Origin of the sequence: Bradyrhizobium ganzhouense, assembly GCF_049949285.1 — a bacterium.
Lineage (GTDB): Bacteria > Pseudomonadota > Alphaproteobacteria > Rhizobiales > Xanthobacteraceae > Bradyrhizobium > Bradyrhizobium ganzhouense.
The window spans coordinates 4,725,431-4,740,934 of record NZ_CP181318.1 but is presented as its reverse complement, the minus strand read 5'-3'; the positions used below and the strand labels follow the sequence as shown (position 1 = coordinate 4,740,934).

16 protein-coding genes and 1 tRNA gene are annotated in these 15,504 nt (G+C 63.7%); 7 read left to right on the top strand and 10 right to left on the bottom strand.

Annotated features, from left to right (window positions below; genetic code table 11):
- The first annotated feature begins 50 nt into the window (after positions 1-50).
- Together ACLFLU_RS21725 and ACLFLU_RS21720 are read left to right on the top strand one after the other, a co-directional pair.
- Positions 51-1,079: an AraC family transcriptional regulator gene (locus ACLFLU_RS21725; protein WP_426406921.1), complete on the top strand. Its 1,029-nt coding sequence runs from the start codon at positions 51-53 to the stop codon at positions 1,077-1,079.
- Positions 1,080-1,253: 174 nt separating this feature from the next.
- On the top strand, positions 1,254-5,780 hold the full coding sequence (locus tag ACLFLU_RS21720; protein ID WP_426406920.1) for an autotransporter domain-containing protein: 4,527 nt from the start codon (positions 1,254-1,256) through the stop codon (positions 5,778-5,780).
- A gap of 26 nt (positions 5,781-5,806) precedes the next feature.
- Here ACLFLU_RS21720 and ACLFLU_RS21715 read toward each other — a convergent pair whose 3' ends face one another.
- On the bottom strand, positions 5,807-6,301 hold the full coding sequence (locus ACLFLU_RS21715; RefSeq protein WP_426406919.1) for an Lrp/AsnC family transcriptional regulator: 495 nt from the start codon (positions 6,299-6,301) through the stop codon (positions 5,807-5,809).
- A gap of 106 nt (positions 6,302-6,407) precedes the next feature.
- On the bottom strand, positions 6,408-7,337 hold the full coding sequence (locus ACLFLU_RS21710) for an SDR family NAD(P)-dependent oxidoreductase (RefSeq protein WP_426406918.1): 930 nt from the start codon (positions 7,335-7,337) through the stop codon (positions 6,408-6,410).
- A 133-nt stretch (positions 7,338-7,470) separates the two neighbouring features.
- Between ACLFLU_RS21710 and ACLFLU_RS21705 the strand changes: the two genes are divergently transcribed.
- Positions 7,471-8,412 carry an AraC family transcriptional regulator gene (locus tag ACLFLU_RS21705; protein WP_426406917.1) on the top strand — a complete coding sequence of 314 codons (942 nt, stop codon included), beginning with the start codon at positions 7,471-7,473 and terminating at the stop codon, positions 8,410-8,412.
- Between the two features lie 56 nt (positions 8,413-8,468).
- Here the strand turns inward: ACLFLU_RS21705 and ACLFLU_RS21700 are convergent, their stop codons facing one another.
- Positions 8,469-8,774, bottom strand: a complete 306-nt coding sequence (locus tag ACLFLU_RS21700) for an ETC complex I subunit (RefSeq protein WP_426406916.1) — start codon at positions 8,772-8,774, stop codon at positions 8,469-8,471.
- Between the two features lie 270 nt (positions 8,775-9,044).
- Between ACLFLU_RS21700 and ACLFLU_RS21695 the strand changes: the two genes are divergently transcribed.
- On the top strand, positions 9,045-10,223 hold the full coding sequence (locus ACLFLU_RS21695) for an OpgC domain-containing protein (protein ID WP_426406915.1): 1,179 nt from the start codon (positions 9,045-9,047) through the stop codon (positions 10,221-10,223).
- An 18-nt stretch (positions 10,224-10,241) separates the two neighbouring features.
- On the opposite strand, the gene ACLFLU_RS21690 is transcribed toward ACLFLU_RS21695, so the two are convergent.
- Entirely contained in the window at positions 10,242-10,436 is a 195-nt protein-coding gene (locus tag ACLFLU_RS21690; protein ID WP_426406914.1) for a hypothetical protein, read from the bottom strand.
- A 723-nt stretch (positions 10,437-11,159) separates the two neighbouring features.
- Positions 11,160-11,324 carry a hypothetical protein gene (locus ACLFLU_RS21685; protein ID WP_426406913.1) on the bottom strand — a complete coding sequence of 55 codons (165 nt, stop codon included), beginning with the start codon at positions 11,322-11,324 and terminating at the stop codon, positions 11,160-11,162.
- Here ACLFLU_RS21685 and ACLFLU_RS21680 point away from each other — a divergent pair.
- Positions 11,305-11,808 carry a hypothetical protein gene (locus tag ACLFLU_RS21680; RefSeq protein WP_426406912.1) on the top strand — a complete coding sequence of 168 codons (504 nt, stop codon included), beginning with the start codon at positions 11,305-11,307 and terminating at the stop codon, positions 11,806-11,808. The genes ACLFLU_RS21685 and ACLFLU_RS21680 overlap by 20 nt on opposite strands.
- A 47-nt stretch (positions 11,809-11,855) precedes the next feature.
- Positions 11,856-12,071: an RNA-binding protein gene (locus ACLFLU_RS21675; RefSeq protein ID WP_426406911.1), complete on the top strand. Its 216-nt coding sequence runs from the start codon at positions 11,856-11,858 to the stop codon at positions 12,069-12,071.
- Positions 12,072-12,155: 84 nt separating this feature from the next.
- Here the strand turns inward: ACLFLU_RS21675 and ACLFLU_RS21670 are convergent.
- From ACLFLU_RS21670 to ACLFLU_RS21655, 4 genes are all read right to left on the bottom strand, one after another.
- A tRNA-Pro gene (locus tag ACLFLU_RS21670) sits at positions 12,156-12,232 on the bottom strand.
- Between the two features lie 95 nt (positions 12,233-12,327).
- Positions 12,328-12,813 carry a DUF192 domain-containing protein gene (locus ACLFLU_RS21665; RefSeq protein WP_426406910.1) on the bottom strand — a complete coding sequence of 162 codons (486 nt, stop codon included), beginning with the start codon at positions 12,811-12,813 and terminating at the stop codon, positions 12,328-12,330.
- Positions 12,814-12,942: 129 nt separating this feature from the next.
- The gene (locus ACLFLU_RS21660; protein ID WP_426406909.1) at positions 12,943-13,575 is read right to left on the bottom strand and encodes a cold-shock protein; all 633 of its coding nucleotides are present in this window, start codon (positions 13,573-13,575) and stop codon (positions 12,943-12,945) included.
- A 208-nt stretch (positions 13,576-13,783) separates the two neighbouring features.
- The gene (locus ACLFLU_RS21655) at positions 13,784-14,545 is read right to left on the bottom strand and encodes a Sir2 family NAD-dependent protein deacetylase (RefSeq protein WP_426406908.1); all 762 of its coding nucleotides are present in this window, start codon (positions 14,543-14,545) and stop codon (positions 13,784-13,786) included.
- A 269-nt stretch (positions 14,546-14,814) separates the two neighbouring features.
- On the opposite strand from ACLFLU_RS21655, the gene ACLFLU_RS21650 reads away from it, so the two are divergent.
- Positions 14,815-14,979, top strand: a complete 165-nt coding sequence (locus tag ACLFLU_RS21650; protein ID WP_164933808.1) for a hypothetical protein — start codon at positions 14,815-14,817, stop codon at positions 14,977-14,979.
- A gap of 69 nt (positions 14,980-15,048) precedes the next feature.
- On the opposite strand, the gene ACLFLU_RS21645 is transcribed toward ACLFLU_RS21650, so the two are convergent.
- On the bottom strand, positions 15,049-15,324 hold the full coding sequence (locus ACLFLU_RS21645) for a hypothetical protein (RefSeq protein WP_426406907.1): 276 nt from the start codon (positions 15,322-15,324) through the stop codon (positions 15,049-15,051).
- Positions 15,325-15,504: the final 180 nt, after the last annotated feature.

Sequence of the window (15,504 nt, the reverse complement as noted above, 5' to 3'; positions counted from 1 at the left end):
AAGGTTGCATTTTCCGCCAAGTTTGGCGAGGGTTTTCCAAAGGACTTCTGATGCCCTTTCAGGCCGCAACCGCCACGCCCCGCCGTGCCATGACCCCCGCCGCTTTCGTCCGCGGCGTGGTCGCGGCCTATGCCCGCTATGGGCGGGATCCGGCCGAGGCCTTGAGCAAGGGGCAGGTCCTGTCCGATCTCGTCGGATCGGCCGACGGCCGGGTCACGGCGGCGCAGTTCGAGGCGCTGGCGGGCCACGCCATGCGCGAGCTCGACGACGAGGCGCTCGGCTGGTTCTCGCGCAGGCTTCCCTTCGGCACCTACGGCATGCTGTGCCGTGCCTCGATCACCGCGCCCACCCTCGAGGTCGCGCTGAAGCGCTGGTGCCGGCATCATCGCCTGCTGACGGAAGACGTGCTGCTCGAGCTTGCGGTCAGCGGCGAGACCGCGACCATTTCCATTCGCGAGCAGCGCGATCTCGGGGCGCTCCGCGAATTCTGCCTCGTCACCCTGCTCCGTTACGTGCTCGGCTTCTCCTGCTGGGCGGTGGATTCCGCGATCGCACTGCGTGCGGCGGAATTCCCCTTTTCCGAGCCCACCCACGTCTCGGTCTATCCGACCATCTTCTGCAAGCACGTCCGCTTCGACGCAGACGGCGCCCGCATCGTTTTCGACAAGCATTATCTGTCGCTGCCGCTGACCCGCAGCGCCGCCGACCTCGACAACATGCTCAAGGGCGCGCTGCGGTTGACCGTGCTGCCCTATCGCCGCGATCGTTTGCTGGTCGAGCGTGTGAGGCGCGTGCTCCGCGAGGCGCGCGGACGCATTCTCGGCGCGGAGGATGTCGCCAGCGAGCTCGCGCTCTCCACCCGCACCATGCATCGTCGCCTGCGCGAGGAAGCCACCTCGCTGCGCGACCTCAAGGAGGAAGCAAAGCTCGAGCTTGCCAAGCAGGAGCTGATGCGCGGCCGCACGCCGATCAAGCGAATCGCGGAGATCGCCGGCTTCCGCAACGAAAAGAGCTTTTCCCGGGCTTTCCGCACCTGGACCGGCGCAAGCCCGCGCGAGTTTCGCGACAAATATCGCTGAAGTTGTATGTCCGATCGCCAGAATTGTGTCTGACGAGACACAGTCGGGGCGAAATTGCGTCATCCCGCCGCAGGCGTCATTGTTCGTCCCACACGGTGGAACTAGCGTCGTGATGGGCCGCATTTCCAGGACGGGAATGTCGGACCGACCGCGTTTGGGGGTCGGGGGCGTATCATGAAGTGCAGTGCGTACCGCCTTGGGCAGGCGGATCGGATACATGCCTGCGCTCGGCGTCGCCGTGCCCGGCTGTTCGGCCTCGCGCTGGCAATCGGTATCGCCGCCTCCGTCGATCCGGCGGCCGCGCAAACCCAGATCAATCAGACTTTCAACTCACAGGGACCCAGCCCGCGGGTCGGCCCGAGCTACGCGGTTCAGTCGGCCGACGCCTCGCCGAACGGATCGGAAGCGGGCGCCGTGCAGACCGTCCTGCCGGACTTCGCGCTCGGCGCCAACACCTATTTCGCGGGCACGCCGAACGGCGGCATCTGGATCACGACGAACGGCGGTACCAACTGGAAGCCGTTGACCGACAACCAGGCCTCGTTGTCGATCGGCTCGCTCAATCTCGACCCGACCGATACGAGCGGCAAAACCATCATCGCCGGCGTCGGCATCGTCGATAACGGCGAATACAGCCTGTTCAACCTTCCTGGTGGCCGTGGCGGTCCGGCGACCGGCCTGCTCTATTCGAGCGACGGCGGCACGAGCTGGCGCTCGCTCGGGCAGAACAGCGCCTTTGCCGGCGAGAGCGTGGTGAGTGCGATGGCACGCGGCGGCACCATCCTCGCCGCAACCTTCGAGACCCAATCGCCATTCGGGCCCACGGCCGGCTACGGACTGTTCCGCAGCACCGATGGCGGCACGACGTTCAACCCGGTGTCCGGCGCAGCCGGGACCGGGTTGCCAAACGGCGCCGTCACCTCGCTCGTGGCCGATCCCAACGATCCCACGACGTTCTACGCGGCGGTCAAGAACGGTGCCAACAAGGACGCAACCGCGGTCTATGTCAGCCACAACACCGGCGCGAGCTGGACGCCGGTCTTCACCACCAGCAACGCAAACGGGCTGATCAACAGCAGCAATGCGACCGTGATCTCGCTCGCCACGGGGCCGGGCGGCTCGCTCGCGATCGCCCTCAGCAACCTCAGCACCGGATCGCTCACCGGTGTCTTCCTGTCGTCGAACCAGGGCGGAAGCTGGAACCAATTGACCGCCGCGCCGAATGTGGTTCCTGGCGGCCAGACGCCCGTCAATCTGCATCTGGCGATCGACCCGACCAACCCGAACATCGTCTACCTCTCAGGCGACGCCCATCAAGATTGCGGAGGCGCGCATCCTGGATCGTTCTGCTCGATCGAAGTGTACCGTCTCAACTACAATCCCGGTAGCAACACCTCGACCGCGACCAGCCTCACCTATGAGGGCACCAACGCCAACCATTTCCTCGATGCCAACACCGTGCATGCCGACTCACGCTCGATCACGTTCGACCAGTCCGGCAATCTGATCCTCACCAGCGACGGCGGCATCTACAAGCTCTCCAACCCGCAGGGCAGCGGCACGTGGCAAGGCCTCAACGGCAATCTCAGCGCGTTCGAAGGCTATCGGGTCGCCTATGACGCCAACAGCAAGCGCCTCGGCATCGCCGCGCAGGACAACGGCGTCTCGCTGCAATCGGCGCCGAACAGCCCCGTGTTCAACGCCATCAATCTGGGCGACGGCGTCAACATCGCCTTCAATGACCGGACCTTGAGCGGGCAGACCGCGGTCTACTCCTCGCTCTACAATCTTGCATTCCTGAGCCGGATGATCATCAACAAGCAGGGGCAGATGGTCAGCCCCCTGCCCGATCCCTATGGCAATCCGGGTGGCGTCCCGGTCACCTGCAATGGCGGCCAGTCTTGCGGCGATGTCGCCGGCGCCAACAACTCGTTCCTTGCCAGGTTCGTGGTCAACCGGATCGATCCGCGGCTGATCGCCGTCGTCGGTGGCACCGATGTCTTCACCACGCAGGACACGCTCTCGGGCGCCAACGGCGTCAATGCGACCTCGGTCGATCTGACCCTGACCGACCTCGGAACCATGAGCGCGACCGCGTCGATCGTGACATACGGCACGCTCAACGACACGCGGGCTATCGCCGTTGGCGCCGGCAACGGCGAGGTCTGGTTCAGCACCACCAATGCCGCGGGATCGCTGACGCAGCTCTCCAATTACAGCGGCAACACGCCGACCAGCATCGTGTTCGACACCCGCATCCAGTCGCGGATCTTCGTGGCCGACGCCAGTAATCTCTACTACACGCGTAATGCGGGCGGCGCTGCGACCTTCACGGATCTGACCAGCAATCTGCCGCAAGGATTCATCAGGCCGACCTCGGTGGAGTTCATCGCCAACAACGGCGTCAACGCGCTTCTCGTCGGCGGCATGAACACGCCCTTGTCCTGCACCTCGGCCCCGAACGGCTGCATCGTCTCGAGCACGCAAAGCCCGATCACGGTCGCCGACAGCGATGCTTCGGGCCTGTTGTCGAACTGGCGCGCATTCGGCCAGGGCCTGCCCAACACGCTGGTCTATCAGATGGCCTACAATCCGGCCGTCGACGTGTTGGCGGTGTCCTCGATCGGCCGCGGCGCCTATGTGCTCTACGACGTCACGAGCTATTTCCCGCAGGCGAGCGTGCTCCAGTTCGGCCTCGCCGACAACGACTCCGCGCCCGATGCCTCCTATCTCACCGACGGCACTGTCGGAACGCGTCCGCTGATCAAGTATGGCTCGGGCACGCTGACGATTGCGGGCAATGCGAGCTACACCGGCGGCACCGCCATCAATGGCGGCACGCTGATGCTCGGCAATGGTGGCGCGAGCGGCAGCGTGCTCGGCAACATCACCTTCTGCTCCAACGCCGGCGACCCGAATTGCGACGTATCGACCAGCAAGACGCTGGCATTCAATCGCTCGGATATTTTCACCTATGCAGGCAGCATCAGCGGCCCCGGTCAGGTGGTCCAGGCAGGCACGGGTGCAACCATCCTGTCCGGTACCAGCAATTACAGCGGGCCAACCATCGTTGACGCCGGCACGCTGAGCGTGACGGGCTTGATCACATCGAACGTCGTGGTCAATTCCGGTGCGGCTCTCTCCGGAACCGGTACGGTCGGCAGTGTCAACATCAATGCCGGCGGTCTGCTGGCACCGGCCCATCCGGGAAGTGCGCTGACGGTGCAGGGAAGTCTCGTCATTGCAACCGCGGGCGCTTATCTCGTCGAGATCAATTCGGGCGTGGCGGATCGCGTCAACGTCAATGGCTCGGCCACGCTGAGCGGCAATCTGATCGTGGCGCTGCTGGGCACCACTCTCGTCAAGCAACCCTATCTGATCCTCAATACCACCGGTGCTATCACCGGCACGTTTGCCGGCGTCAACAACCTGCCGGCAGGCTTGCAGGCGTCGGTGACCTATGGCGCAAACAACGCGGTCCTGTCGCTGTCCCTGAACTACAACGCGCTCGGCAATCTCAACGTCAACCAGCAGAATGTCGGCAACGCGCTGAGCCAGTACTTCAACAGCAATGGCACCATTCCGGTGAGCTATGTCGGGTTGTCGCCCGCGGCGCTGTCGCAGATCGCAGGCGAAGCGGCCACTGGATCGCAGCAGACGACGTTCCAGGCGATGAGCCAGTTCATTACGACCCTGCTCGACCCGTTCATCGGTGGGCGCGAGACCACGCCGGCGCCAAGCCCGACGACGGGTTATGCCGAGGAGAGCAGCGCCAACGCCTACGCGTCGTCGAGCGCAACGCGCGCCGAGCGCGAGCGTGCAGCCTACGCCGCCATGTTCACCAAGGCATCGCTGCGCCAGGCCCATGATCCGCACTGGAGCGTCTGGGCCTCCGGCTTCGGAGGTTCACAGACCACGGACGGAAACGCCGCGGCTGGATCGAATGCCGCCACCAGCCGCATCTTCGGCATGGCCGCGGGCGCCGACTATCTGCTGTCGCCGGGCACCATTGCGGGATTCGCGCTGTCCGGCGGCGGCACCAACTTCTCTGTCGCCAATTCCGGCACCGGCCGCTCCGATCTGTTCCAGGCCGGCGCCTACGTCAGGCATAGCGTCGGCGCCGCCTATATCGCCGGGGCGCTCGCCTATGGCTGGCAGGATGTCACCACAGACCGGCTGGCGATGGCCGACAAGCTGCACGCCGAGTTCAATGCCAACGCGTTGTCGGGGCGGATCGAGGGCGGCTATCGCGTCGCGACCAAATGGGTGGGCCTCACGCCCTACGCAGCCGGACAGTTCACAAGCTTCTGGCTACCGGCCTACGCGGAGTCTGCGGTCTTCGGCAGCAACGCATTCGCGCTGGCCTATGGCGCGCAGACCGCAACCGACACCCGGACCGAACTGGGCGTTCGCGCCGATCGCTCTTTCGCGGTGTCGACCGGCCTGCTGACGTTGCGCGGACGGCTGGCCTGGGCGCACGATTTTAACCCCGACCGCAACATCGCGGCCACCTTCCAGGCGCTGCCGGGCGCTTCCTTCGTGGTCAATGGCGCGGCGCAGGCGAGCGAGTCCGCGCTGACGACGGCGTCCGCCGAGATGACATGGCGCAACGGCTGGTCGGCGCTTGCAACCTTCGAGGGCGAATTCTCCCACGTCACCGCAAGCTACGCCGGCAAGGGCGCGGTGCGGTACGCCTGGTAGCCACGGCCGCAGATCTCACGCGACGCCTATCCTGCCGGTGCCGCAGCCGCGATCTCCTGCACCGGCAGCGGCACGTCCTTCGCGACGCCCAGCACCGGAAAGCTGCGCACGTTCTTCACGTTCGGCATGGCGGCAAAATGCAGGAGCTGCTGGCGCATGCTCTCGACGCTCGGCGCGACGCATTTCAGCAGATAGTCGGTGTCGCCCGAAATGCGCCAGCACTGCTGGATGCGCGGTATTGCAGCGATCGATCCCTCGAACGCCTCCAGCACCGGCTGGGCCTGGCTGCCGAGCTGGATCGAGACGAACGACACCACTTCATAGCCGAGCAATCGCTCGTCGATGACCGCGCGCACCGCGCGGATCACGCCGCGGCCGAACAGCGATTTGAGCCGCCGCAGGCAGTTCGGCGCGGACACGCCGACGCGCAGCGCCAGCTCATTGTTGCGAACCCGCCCGTCCTGCTGCAGCTCGGATAAGATCTTCAGATCGACGCCGTCGAGCTGGTCACGCCCGGCCATACCCTTGCCCCGTCATGGTCGTGTCATGCGAGGCAGCGAAGCACGCGGCGGAATGGGTGCCAAGGGCCTTCCAGCGGTACCGAGTGGTTACCCCACCCAGCAGTTTTCATTTTCGCAGCGAGGACAAGAAAGCGCGTGTCTCACGAACCACACGTTCCTGAAAGGCCGGATCGTGCGCCAGCTTGGACCCCTGCATAGGATGACCTTTCTCGTCGTAATAGACGCCGCTGTCACCTGCGCCATTGAGCAAGACTTTGACAATCACCCGCGCCGCCTGCTCCGGCGTGCTTCTGTATCTGCCGAACGGCGGCAGACGTGTGATGAGCCGACCGAAAACGAAGCGGGAGAATGCGTTGCCTCCCCCAAGCCCGGTGGTCGGATTAATTCCGGGTTCGACAGCGTTGAACTTCAGTCTCGGAACGTCTCTCGCAAAGGCCAGGACAGTGGCAAGGTTGCATTGCTTTGATGTCGCATAGGCATCGATGCCTGGCAGTTTGCAGCCACCTGGCTCCCAACTGCCCCGCGCGCTTGCTTCCGCCGAGATGTAACGGCCGCCGCGCATGCCCATCACCTTGGCCGGTCTGCGCTCGGGGTCTTCGATCGCGGAAGCGATGAAGACGACATTTGCTCGATCGGGCAGATGCGGCACGAGCGCTTCCGTCAGCGCAAACGGGCCGAGGTGATTTGTCGCGAATGTCATGTCGAGGTTCTGCGCGGTCTTGGCATCGTTTCGCGAGAGCATCACGCCGGCGTTGTTCAGCAGGCCGACGATCGGAACGCGCAGCGCGATGATTTCAGCCACGGCGCGCCGGACGCTCGCAAGGTCCGATAAGTCGCACACGACTGACGTCGCGCGCCCGCCGCGTTGCGCGATGGTGGTCTGGACCCCGGCGAGCTTTCGGGAATCGCGGCCGACCAGGATGACAGCGCCATACCGCGCCATCTCGAGCGCCGTGATGCGGCCGATACCCGATGTTGGCCCAGTGATGATGTAGGCACCGCCATCGGACGGGGTCATTGAAGATGGGACCGACATGCAAAACCTCTGTCGAAGAGCTGCTTCAACGTGAATGCAGGATGCCGATGAGTTGAATGCCGAAACCCTCTGTTTTCTTGCCTATTCCTGCTCGGCCGTCTAACCCTCCGCGGTCAGAAAGGACCCGCCGGACGTGCTGGATCAGTTGACGGACGCGCTGCTGCGCTACACGGACAGCCACCCCGGGCAAGGCATGTGCACGACGCCGATCGATGGATTGGCCATCCTTCGATCCGACTGCCCCAAGCCCCCGAACCACATGCTCTCCAGGCCCGCCATGTGCATCGTGGCCCAGGGTGCCAAATGGGCAACCTTCGGCCACAACAAGCTCGAGTACAGGGCGGGACAGGCGCTCGTCGTCGGTGTCGAGACGCCGTCGATCGGACGGGTGGTGCAGGCAAGCCCTGATGAACCCTGCCTCGTGCTCGCGTTCGAGTTGGACCTCGCGATTGTGAGAGCCGTCGCCGCGGACATAGATGAGCCACCGGTGGCCAGCGGCGAGCCCTGCCGCGGCGTCTTCGTGACGGATTTTCAGGGCCCGCTGGCGGACTGCGCGCTGCGGCTGGTTCGCCTGCTCGATACGCCCAAAGCGGTCCCGACGCTCTATCCGCTCATCATGCGCGAGATTTGCTATTGGCTGCTGACCGGCCCGCACGGCGGCGAGGTCGCAAGATTGACCCTGACGAACAGCCCGCCGCAGCGCGTGATCCGCGCCATGCAAAGCGTGCGCATGCGCTTCCGCGAAACAATGCGGGTCGAGGAGCTTGCCGCGGTTGCTCAGATAAGCCCCTCAGCCTTTCGCCGGCAATTCAAGGCGCTAACGTCCTTGGCGCCACTGCAATATCAGAAGCAACTTCGCCTGCTCGAAGCGCGCCGGCTGATGGTCTCGGCCGGCTACAACGTGGAGATGGCCTGCTTTGAGGTCGGCTACGAGAGCCCATCGCAGTTCAGCCGCGAATATGCCCGCATGTTTGGCGCGCCTCCGAAACGCGATGCCAAGCGCGTGCAGACGGCGATCCAGAACGATCGCGCCGGCGCGGGCAAGCAAACGAGCGTGGAAGCCGTGAGATCGTAACGTTCGGCGAAGACACAACTTGCCGGACCATCACAAGGCTCAGGCGGGCGCGGATCTCAATGCGTCCAGGGCTCGCCGCGGCGGAAGGAGAAGTTGTCGGCATACGCGACCTGGCGATGCAGCGACTCCTTGGGCTCGATCACCTGGTAGGCGATGCCCTTGCGCTCGCAATAGGCGACCGCCTCGTCCTTGGTGTGAAAGTGCAGCGTGATCTGCTGCTTCATGTCGCCGGACGAGGTCCAGCCCATCAGCGGCTCGACCGATCGCGGCTGCTCCGGCTCGTAATCGAGCTGCCATTCCTTGGTCTTGGACCGGCCGGATTGCATCGCGTTCTTGGCGGGCTTGAAAATGCGTGCGGTCATTGGCGGTCCGGCCTCTTCGTCTTTTCGTTCGAATTTAGTGCGTCACGGTAGCGATTGGTCGAAACCGCGGGCATAGTATAGAGACACCTTTCGGGAACTGATCGGTGATTCCGGGCCCCCGGGTCCCTCACCGACGGGTATAGTCATTATGCTGCACTGTGACAATTGCGTACCCGCCGTCCGCCCGGGAATCCCGCCCGGCGGCCAAACGTTGCCAAGATCTGCCTCGCCGACATCAGCGCATCCGTCCCCTTCGAAAGCTCCCGTCGCATGGCCTTCCTGAACGTCAACGCCACGCTCCCCGAGAAGGGCCGCGATCTGCGGCTCGACCTGTTTCGCGGCATCGCCAACTGGGCGATCTTCCTCGACCACATCCCCGACAACATCGTGAACTGGATCACGACGCGGAATTACGGCTTTTCCGACGCCGCCGACCTGTTCGTCTTCATCTCCGGCTACACCGCCTCCTTCGTCTATGCGCGGATGATGCTGGAGCGCGGCTTCCTGGTCGGCGCCACCCGCCTCACCAAGCGGGTCTGGCAGCTCTACGTCGCCCACATCATCCTGTTCGTGATCTACATCGCCTCGATCAGCTATCTGGCGCTGCGCTTTGGCGATTCTGAGATGATCAACGAGTTCAACGTCGCAGGCCTCGTCGACAATGCCACCGAGACGCTGCGCCAGGGCCTGTTCCTGCGCTTCAAGCCGCTCAATCTCGACGTGCTGCCGCTCTACATCGTGCTGATGGGCCTGTTTCCGCCGGTGCTGTGGTTCATGCTGCGCAAGCCCGACCTGACGATGGTGCTCTCCATCATCCTGTGGCTCACCGCGCGTCACTTCAGCCTGAACCTGAGCGCCTATCCGGCCGGACAGTGGTACTTCAACCCCTATTGCTGGCAGGTGCTGTTCGTGTTCGGCGCCTGGTGCGCGATGGGCGGCGCGCGCCGTTCGGGCTGGCTGATCAATTCCCAGATCACGCTGTGGCTCTGCCTCGCCTATCTCGCCTTCGCGCTGGTCATGACCATGGCCGGCCGCTTCCCCACCCTCGGCGGCATGTTTCCGCAATGGCTGTTCTCGACGTTCAATCCGAACGACAAGACCAACCTCGCGCCCTACCGCTTCATCCACTTCGCCGTGATCGTGATCCTGGTGATCCGCTTCGTGCCGAAGGACTGGCCTGGCCTGGAGTGGAAGATCTTCGATCCGGTGATCGTCTGCGGCCAGCAATCGCTCGCCGTGTTCTGCGTCGGCGTGTTCCTGTCCTTCGTCGGCCATTTCGAGCTGTCGATGAGCTCGGGCTCGCTGTTCGCGCAGCTCTTCGTCTCCATCGCCGGCATCGCGATCATGACGACGGTCGCCTATTACATCTCGTGGTCGAAGCGGCAGGACAAGCCGTTGAAGCCGCCGCCGGCGAAGCCTGCGGCTACCCCGGCGCCAAAGGCCGCCTGAGACGCGTGGCGGCGTAACTTAAGCCGCCGCCTCGCCGTCGTATTCGGTGAACTTCTTATAGATCCAGTCGCGCCCGTCGTGACGACGCCAGACCTTGCCGTAGACGAGCTGCCCGTTGATCGAGCGGCGCGGCACGATCACGGTCCAGAGGTGCCAGATCTCGGTCCAGTTCGACCGTTGGCGGGATGGTTTTGAGGTGAGATCGAAAGTCATGGCGGACAACTCGCGTGAAACGAAACGCCGCGACGTATGTGATCTCGTGTGAGCCGCCGATTGGGCGTCGTCGCGTGCCTGGACCGGTTTGATACCAGTCGTCAAAGCGGCGCAACGGCGGCCCGTGCTTAACCTAACCGATCAACCTTACTTGCGGACAGACCGCCGCCTTGCCGGTTGAAACGCCTGCCTATCTTTCCTAGGATGCATGCGCGATTTGAGAATAAGTGCGGCGTTTCCGAAGCGCGCGTGTGGTCGATTTCAAGCTCAGACTGAATTTTTCAAACGACTGACTGCAGGTCGATGATCATGAATTTGCAATTTGCACATTTGCGTCTGGCGATGGTTTCATCGCCCGCGACACCGGTTGCCAGGCCGCCTCACGACAGGTCGACGAGGGCTGCCAACGACAATTATCCGGTCTGGCCGCTGATCCCGTTTCCGGCGGGCTGGTACGCCTCGGGCTGAGCCCCCAAAAGCGCAACGCCGCGCAAGCGGAATATCATCGCTTGGCGGCGTCCGTTTAGTCATTGGGCGCTGAAATCCCCAACACTGTTATGTCTGCGGCGACGGCCAAAGGTTCGATGAAGCTGGGCAATTCTGTGCCGGCTAATCTGTTTTAATTCCAGCAAAAATCGCGCAGAGATGGCGAACTGCGAACAACAAACGCCAAGCGTTCAGCGTCGCGCTTGACCGTGCCTGTGACCCGCGGTCGATCGCGGCTCAGACCCCGCGGCCCGCAGCCGCGGCGCTGTTGGCGCTGGAGCTCAGGGCACCTTGCGAATTATAGGTCTGTCCCGGCTGGTTACCCTGGCTGGCCTGCGAGCTGGCGGGGGTTGTCTCCACCGAGGTTGTGCCGTCGGAATAGGTGATCGTCGTCGTCGTCATCCCGTTCACGGTGGTCGAGACCTCGCTGACGACCGTCTTGGACGAGCTGCCGCTGCCGCCCGATCCGGAGCTGCCGCCGGCCGATTGCGAGGACGAGGTTGCCGAAGTCGCAGATGTCGACGAGGTCGCTGACGTCGACGACGTGGATGATGTTGCCGAGGTCGACGACGTCGACGATTTCGCCGAGGACGACGTCGCGGCGCTCGTCGGGGTGGCCGTCACTGCCGCGGCGGAAGAAGCGATTGCACTGATCGACATGAAAACCTCGCCTGAAGGGACCTGCGGGGCACAGCATCGATTGCGCGCCCTGTTCTCCCCTTCAACGCGGGGAATGCGCGAAGCAGGCGCAACACGCCTGAAAAAAGCACCGACGCTTCCGCATCTAGGCTCCCCACGCAGCAACCAATCGCGGCGCGACGCGTTGCAGGTGCTTCCCTCCTGTCCGGAAGGCGACCAGCCCGCTATCGGCTCCCGCTCGCCATGAACGGACAGCTATCCCGTCTCACGTCCGTGTGAGTTGGAGCGCAGCCGGTGAATTTTCGCGAGCGAACGGAGACCAATGAACAGCAGGCCGTTGGCCAAGGGGATGCCGTGAGCCAGGTTGATGAGAAACTGCCCGAGGCAGACAAGCCCGGAACATCGCTGTTTGCACTGTGCTGGCTCGGGATCGCTGCGATCGCGATGGTGGGCTGGATCTGCGCGCTGGGCTGGCTGGCCTGGCGCCTAGCCGACTGGCTGTTGTCCTGACGCCTGAGCTGGCCAGCTCTGACGTGCCGGGCGCTCCCGCTCACATCAGTTCTCTGGGGGATGAAGAGAGTCCAAGCCCGGGACTGGTCGGGGCAGCTGGATTCGAACCAACGACCTGCAGTACCCAAAACTGCCGCGCTACCAGGCTGCGCTATACCCCGAATGTCCGGCGAGCCCTGTCGATACACGCTTCCCAAAGCGCCAGCAAGCTTCTCAAGCCCCCGGCAAGGCCGGCAAAAGGTCCCGCCGTGCGCCCCTATTTGCTGCCGAACAGGGGGTGGCCGACGCGGTCGCCGGGACGGATGCCGTATTTCTGCGCTGTTCCCGCCACCACCTCGAGGACGGCCCGGGCGGGACCTCCCGACGAAATGATCTTGGTCGAGAGCGGCTCGGTATTCTCGGCGATGCGAAGGATGCGTCCGTCGGCACGAATGAAGATCATGTCGAGCGAGACATAGGTGTTCTTCATCCACATCGAGACTTCCTGCTCGGGATTGAAGTCGAACAACATGCCTTTGCCGTCGGCCAACTCCTTGCGGTACATCAGCCCGGTCTGCTTCTCCTCGTCGGTGGTTGCCATCTCCACCGAGAACACCTGCACGCCGTTCTTGGTGACGATCTCGAGCGGCTGGAAGCTGGCGGCGCCGGCGGGCGCGCTTGCGACGGCAAAGCCGACAACGACGAGAACGGCGGCAAGCCAGCCCCTGGCAAGGGACCAGACGATGTTTCGATCAAGCTTCATGGGATGGCACTCGGGACGGCGCTAAGGCGTGGGACTGCGACATCCTTACGCGGCGATCATGACAAAAGCCAGAAGCGCGCGACCCCGGGGCCGCGCGCTTCTGCTCACGAATACGAAAATGGGAAGCCGCTAGTGCGACTGGAGACCCGGCGAGCCGGTCTCGGGATGGATCTCGGCGGCCATCATGCCCTTGGAGCCCGGCCCGAAGCGGACCAGCACGTACTGGCCCGGCCGCAGCTCGGTCATGCCGAAGCGGCGCAGCGTCTCCATGTGCACGAAGATGTCGGGGGTGCCCTCGCCGCAGGTCAGGAAGCCGAAGCCGCGCAGCCGGTTGAACCATTTGACCTGGGCCCGCTCGAGCCCGCTGGTCGCGGTCACCGTGACGTGGGTGCGCGGCGGCAACATCTGCGCGGGATGGATTGCGGTCGACTCGTCCATCGAGACGACGCGGAAGGCCTGGTAGCCCTTGGCGCGCTGGATGCACTCGACAACGATCCGGGCGCCCTCGTACGCGGTCTGGAAGCCGTCGCGCCTGAGCACGGTAACGTGCAGGAGCACGTCGGGCCATCCATTGTCGGGAACGATGAAGCCGTAGCCCTTTGAGGCGTCGAACCATTTGATGACGCCATGGACTTCGACGAGGTTGGCGCTGCCCTCACCTAACCCGGTGAAGGCACTGAGCGCATTGTCGCGACCGGCGCCGTGCTCGCCCGTCGCGGGAACTCCCAGCTTCTTGGACTCAAATCCGTCCGACGACCCCATAACCCCGGACCCCACACATGCCATGCAACCCGCCTCAATGGCGGCGTCGAATCACGCGTCTTTAGAGAACCTTCAGAGAATCTTCTCAATCGACGCGACGCGAATCTCTCGAATCAAAAGATAACACTCCCGGTTGCGAGGCATAGACAAAAAAGAGATTCGCCGGAACCTATGAACAGCTTGCACAGGCGCGAATCAAATTGATGCCTCAATTACCGACAAAGGGCCCGAGTGCTTCGCCGATGTCGTGACGGATGACGAGGTCGGCGATGTCGTCCTGCTCGGTCGGCTCGCGATTGATGATCACCAAACGTGCACCGGCGTTCTTCGCCATCATCGGAAAGCCCGCCGCCGGCCACACCACGAGCGAGGAACCGATCGCGATGAAGAGATCGCAAGCCTGCGACAGCTCGGTCGCGCGTTGCATTTCATCCTCGGGCATCGCCTGACCGAACGAGATCGTTGCGGTTTTTACCGGCTCGTCGCATGCGGTGCAGTTGGGCGCGGCGCCGTCCCGGTCGAACCGCTGCTTCACCCAGGCAAGCGGATAGTCCTGCCCACATCCGATGCAGCGCGCGTAAGTGGTATTTCCGTGAAGTTCAATCACGCGATCGGCGGCGAAGCCCGAGGCCTGGTGCAGATTGTCGATGTTCTGGGTGATGACCGCGGGAATCTTGCCGGCGCGATGCAGCGCCGCGAGCGCGCGATGGCCGCAGCCGGGTTTCGCTGCGGCGAACACCTCCTCCATCGCAAAGCGCCGGCGCCAGGCTTCATCGCGCGCTGCCTGGCTGGCAACGAACTCGTCGAACTGGATCGGACGATTGCGGGTCCAAAGTCCGCCCGGCGAGCGGAAGTCAGGGATGCCGCATTCGGTCGAGATTCCGGCGCCGGTGAACGGCACGATGATCTTGGCGCTCGCGATCATGTCGCCGAGCCGTTCGACACCGCTCTGAAGGTCCGATGCAATCATTTTGCGGCCTCCTGATTTGCCGTCGCGCTAGCTGCAACATCCGCAAGCGACAAGATTGTTGACGCTGTTATCCACCGCCGCGCAAGTCGTGAGCGGCGACGGGGCGGCAATTCTTTCCGACCTTCGCTTATCACAATCCTGCAATGCCTCCTCCCCATTGACGCCCCAATCAGAAGCGCCAATGCATGTGTTGACGCGACTCAACGTGATTGCGGCGGCAGTGCTTGAGTTCAGAAGTGCACACATATTCAAGTAGTGGGGATTTTGACATGACCGAAGACGAACAACGCAAGATCCGCGAACGCGAAGAAATCGCCGCCCGTGTCGCCGCCTTCCGTGCCACGCAGGAAAAATTCAAGCGCGAGCGCGAGGAATATTTCGTGTCGACGCTCGAGAACGCCCGCAAGGTGGAACGGCCCTCGCTCTGGCCATAAGACGTCACGCAACCTGCGCACACGAAAAAAGCCCGGAGCATCGCTCCGGGCTTTTCGATTCCTCAGCCGTTACCAGTGACGGTAGTAGTGGCGATGGCGATAGTACGGCCCATCACCGTAATAGGCATACGGGCCGGGGCTGTAATAGGCCGGGCCGCCATAATAGCCGTAGCCGGGGCCGTAGTAGCCGTACGGATGGGACGCAGCGATGGCGCCCGCGGTGATCGCACCGGCCGCCAGACCGAACGCGAGGCCCGGGCCGATGCCGCGCGCCTGCGCAGGTGCTGCGACCGCGGTCGCGCCGACGGCTGCGACGGTAGCAAGGACTGCGAGTGTCTTCTTCATGATCTCCTCCTTCGCATCTGGGGAGACAACGTCGCCGGCAGGCGATGGTTCGCCCTTCGTGGAACCGCGCGCCGCGAAAAAAATCTCGCCGCGAAGGGAACGATATCAGGACGCGCGAATTGGACCTGCAAGTGCGGGAGCCTCCGCCATCCGGGTCGAGGCGACAGCACGAAGACCCCG

Excerpts from the sequence above, each read along its gene's own strand:
- ACLFLU_RS21690 (WP_426406914.1), bottom strand. The coding sequence starts at position 10,436 with ATGACTTTCGATCTCACCTCAAAACCATCCCGCCAACGGTCGAACTGG.
- ACLFLU_RS21655 (WP_426406908.1), bottom strand. The coding sequence starts at position 14,545 with ATGATTGCATCGGACCTTCAGAGCGGTGTCGAACGGCTCGGCGACATG.
- ACLFLU_RS21715 (WP_426406919.1), bottom strand. The coding sequence starts at position 6,301 with ATGGCCGGGCGTGACCAGCTCGACGGCGTCGATCTGAAGATCTTATCC.
- ACLFLU_RS21650 (WP_164933808.1), top strand. The coding sequence starts at position 14,815 with ATGACCGAAGACGAACAACGCAAGATCCGCGAACGCGAAGAAATCGCC.
- ACLFLU_RS21700 (WP_426406916.1), bottom strand. The coding sequence starts at position 8,774 with ATGACCGCACGCATTTTCAAGCCCGCCAAGAACGCGATGCAATCCGGC.
- ACLFLU_RS21645 (WP_426406907.1), bottom strand. The coding sequence starts at position 15,324 with ATGAAGAAGACACTCGCAGTCCTTGCTACCGTCGCAGCCGTCGGCGCG.
- ACLFLU_RS21720 (WP_426406920.1), top strand. The coding sequence starts at position 1,254 with ATGAAGTGCAGTGCGTACCGCCTTGGGCAGGCGGATCGGATACATGCC.
- ACLFLU_RS21685 (WP_426406913.1), bottom strand. The coding sequence starts at position 11,324 with ATGACGACGACGACGATCACCTATTCCGACGGCACAACCTCGGTGGAG.
- ACLFLU_RS21665 (WP_426406910.1), bottom strand. The coding sequence starts at position 12,813 with ATGAAGCTTGATCGAAACATCGTCTGGTCCCTTGCCAGGGGCTGGCTT.
- ACLFLU_RS21695 (WP_426406915.1), top strand. The coding sequence starts at position 9,045 with ATGGCCTTCCTGAACGTCAACGCCACGCTCCCCGAGAAGGGCCGCGAT.
- ACLFLU_RS21660 (WP_426406909.1), bottom strand. The coding sequence starts at position 13,575 with ATGGGGTCGTCGGACGGATTTGAGTCCAAGAAGCTGGGAGTTCCCGCG.
- ACLFLU_RS21710 (WP_426406918.1), bottom strand. The coding sequence starts at position 7,337 with ATGTCGGTCCCATCTTCAATGACCCCGTCCGATGGCGGTGCCTACATC.
- ACLFLU_RS21725 (WP_426406921.1), top strand. The coding sequence starts at position 51 with ATGCCCTTTCAGGCCGCAACCGCCACGCCCCGCCGTGCCATGACCCCC.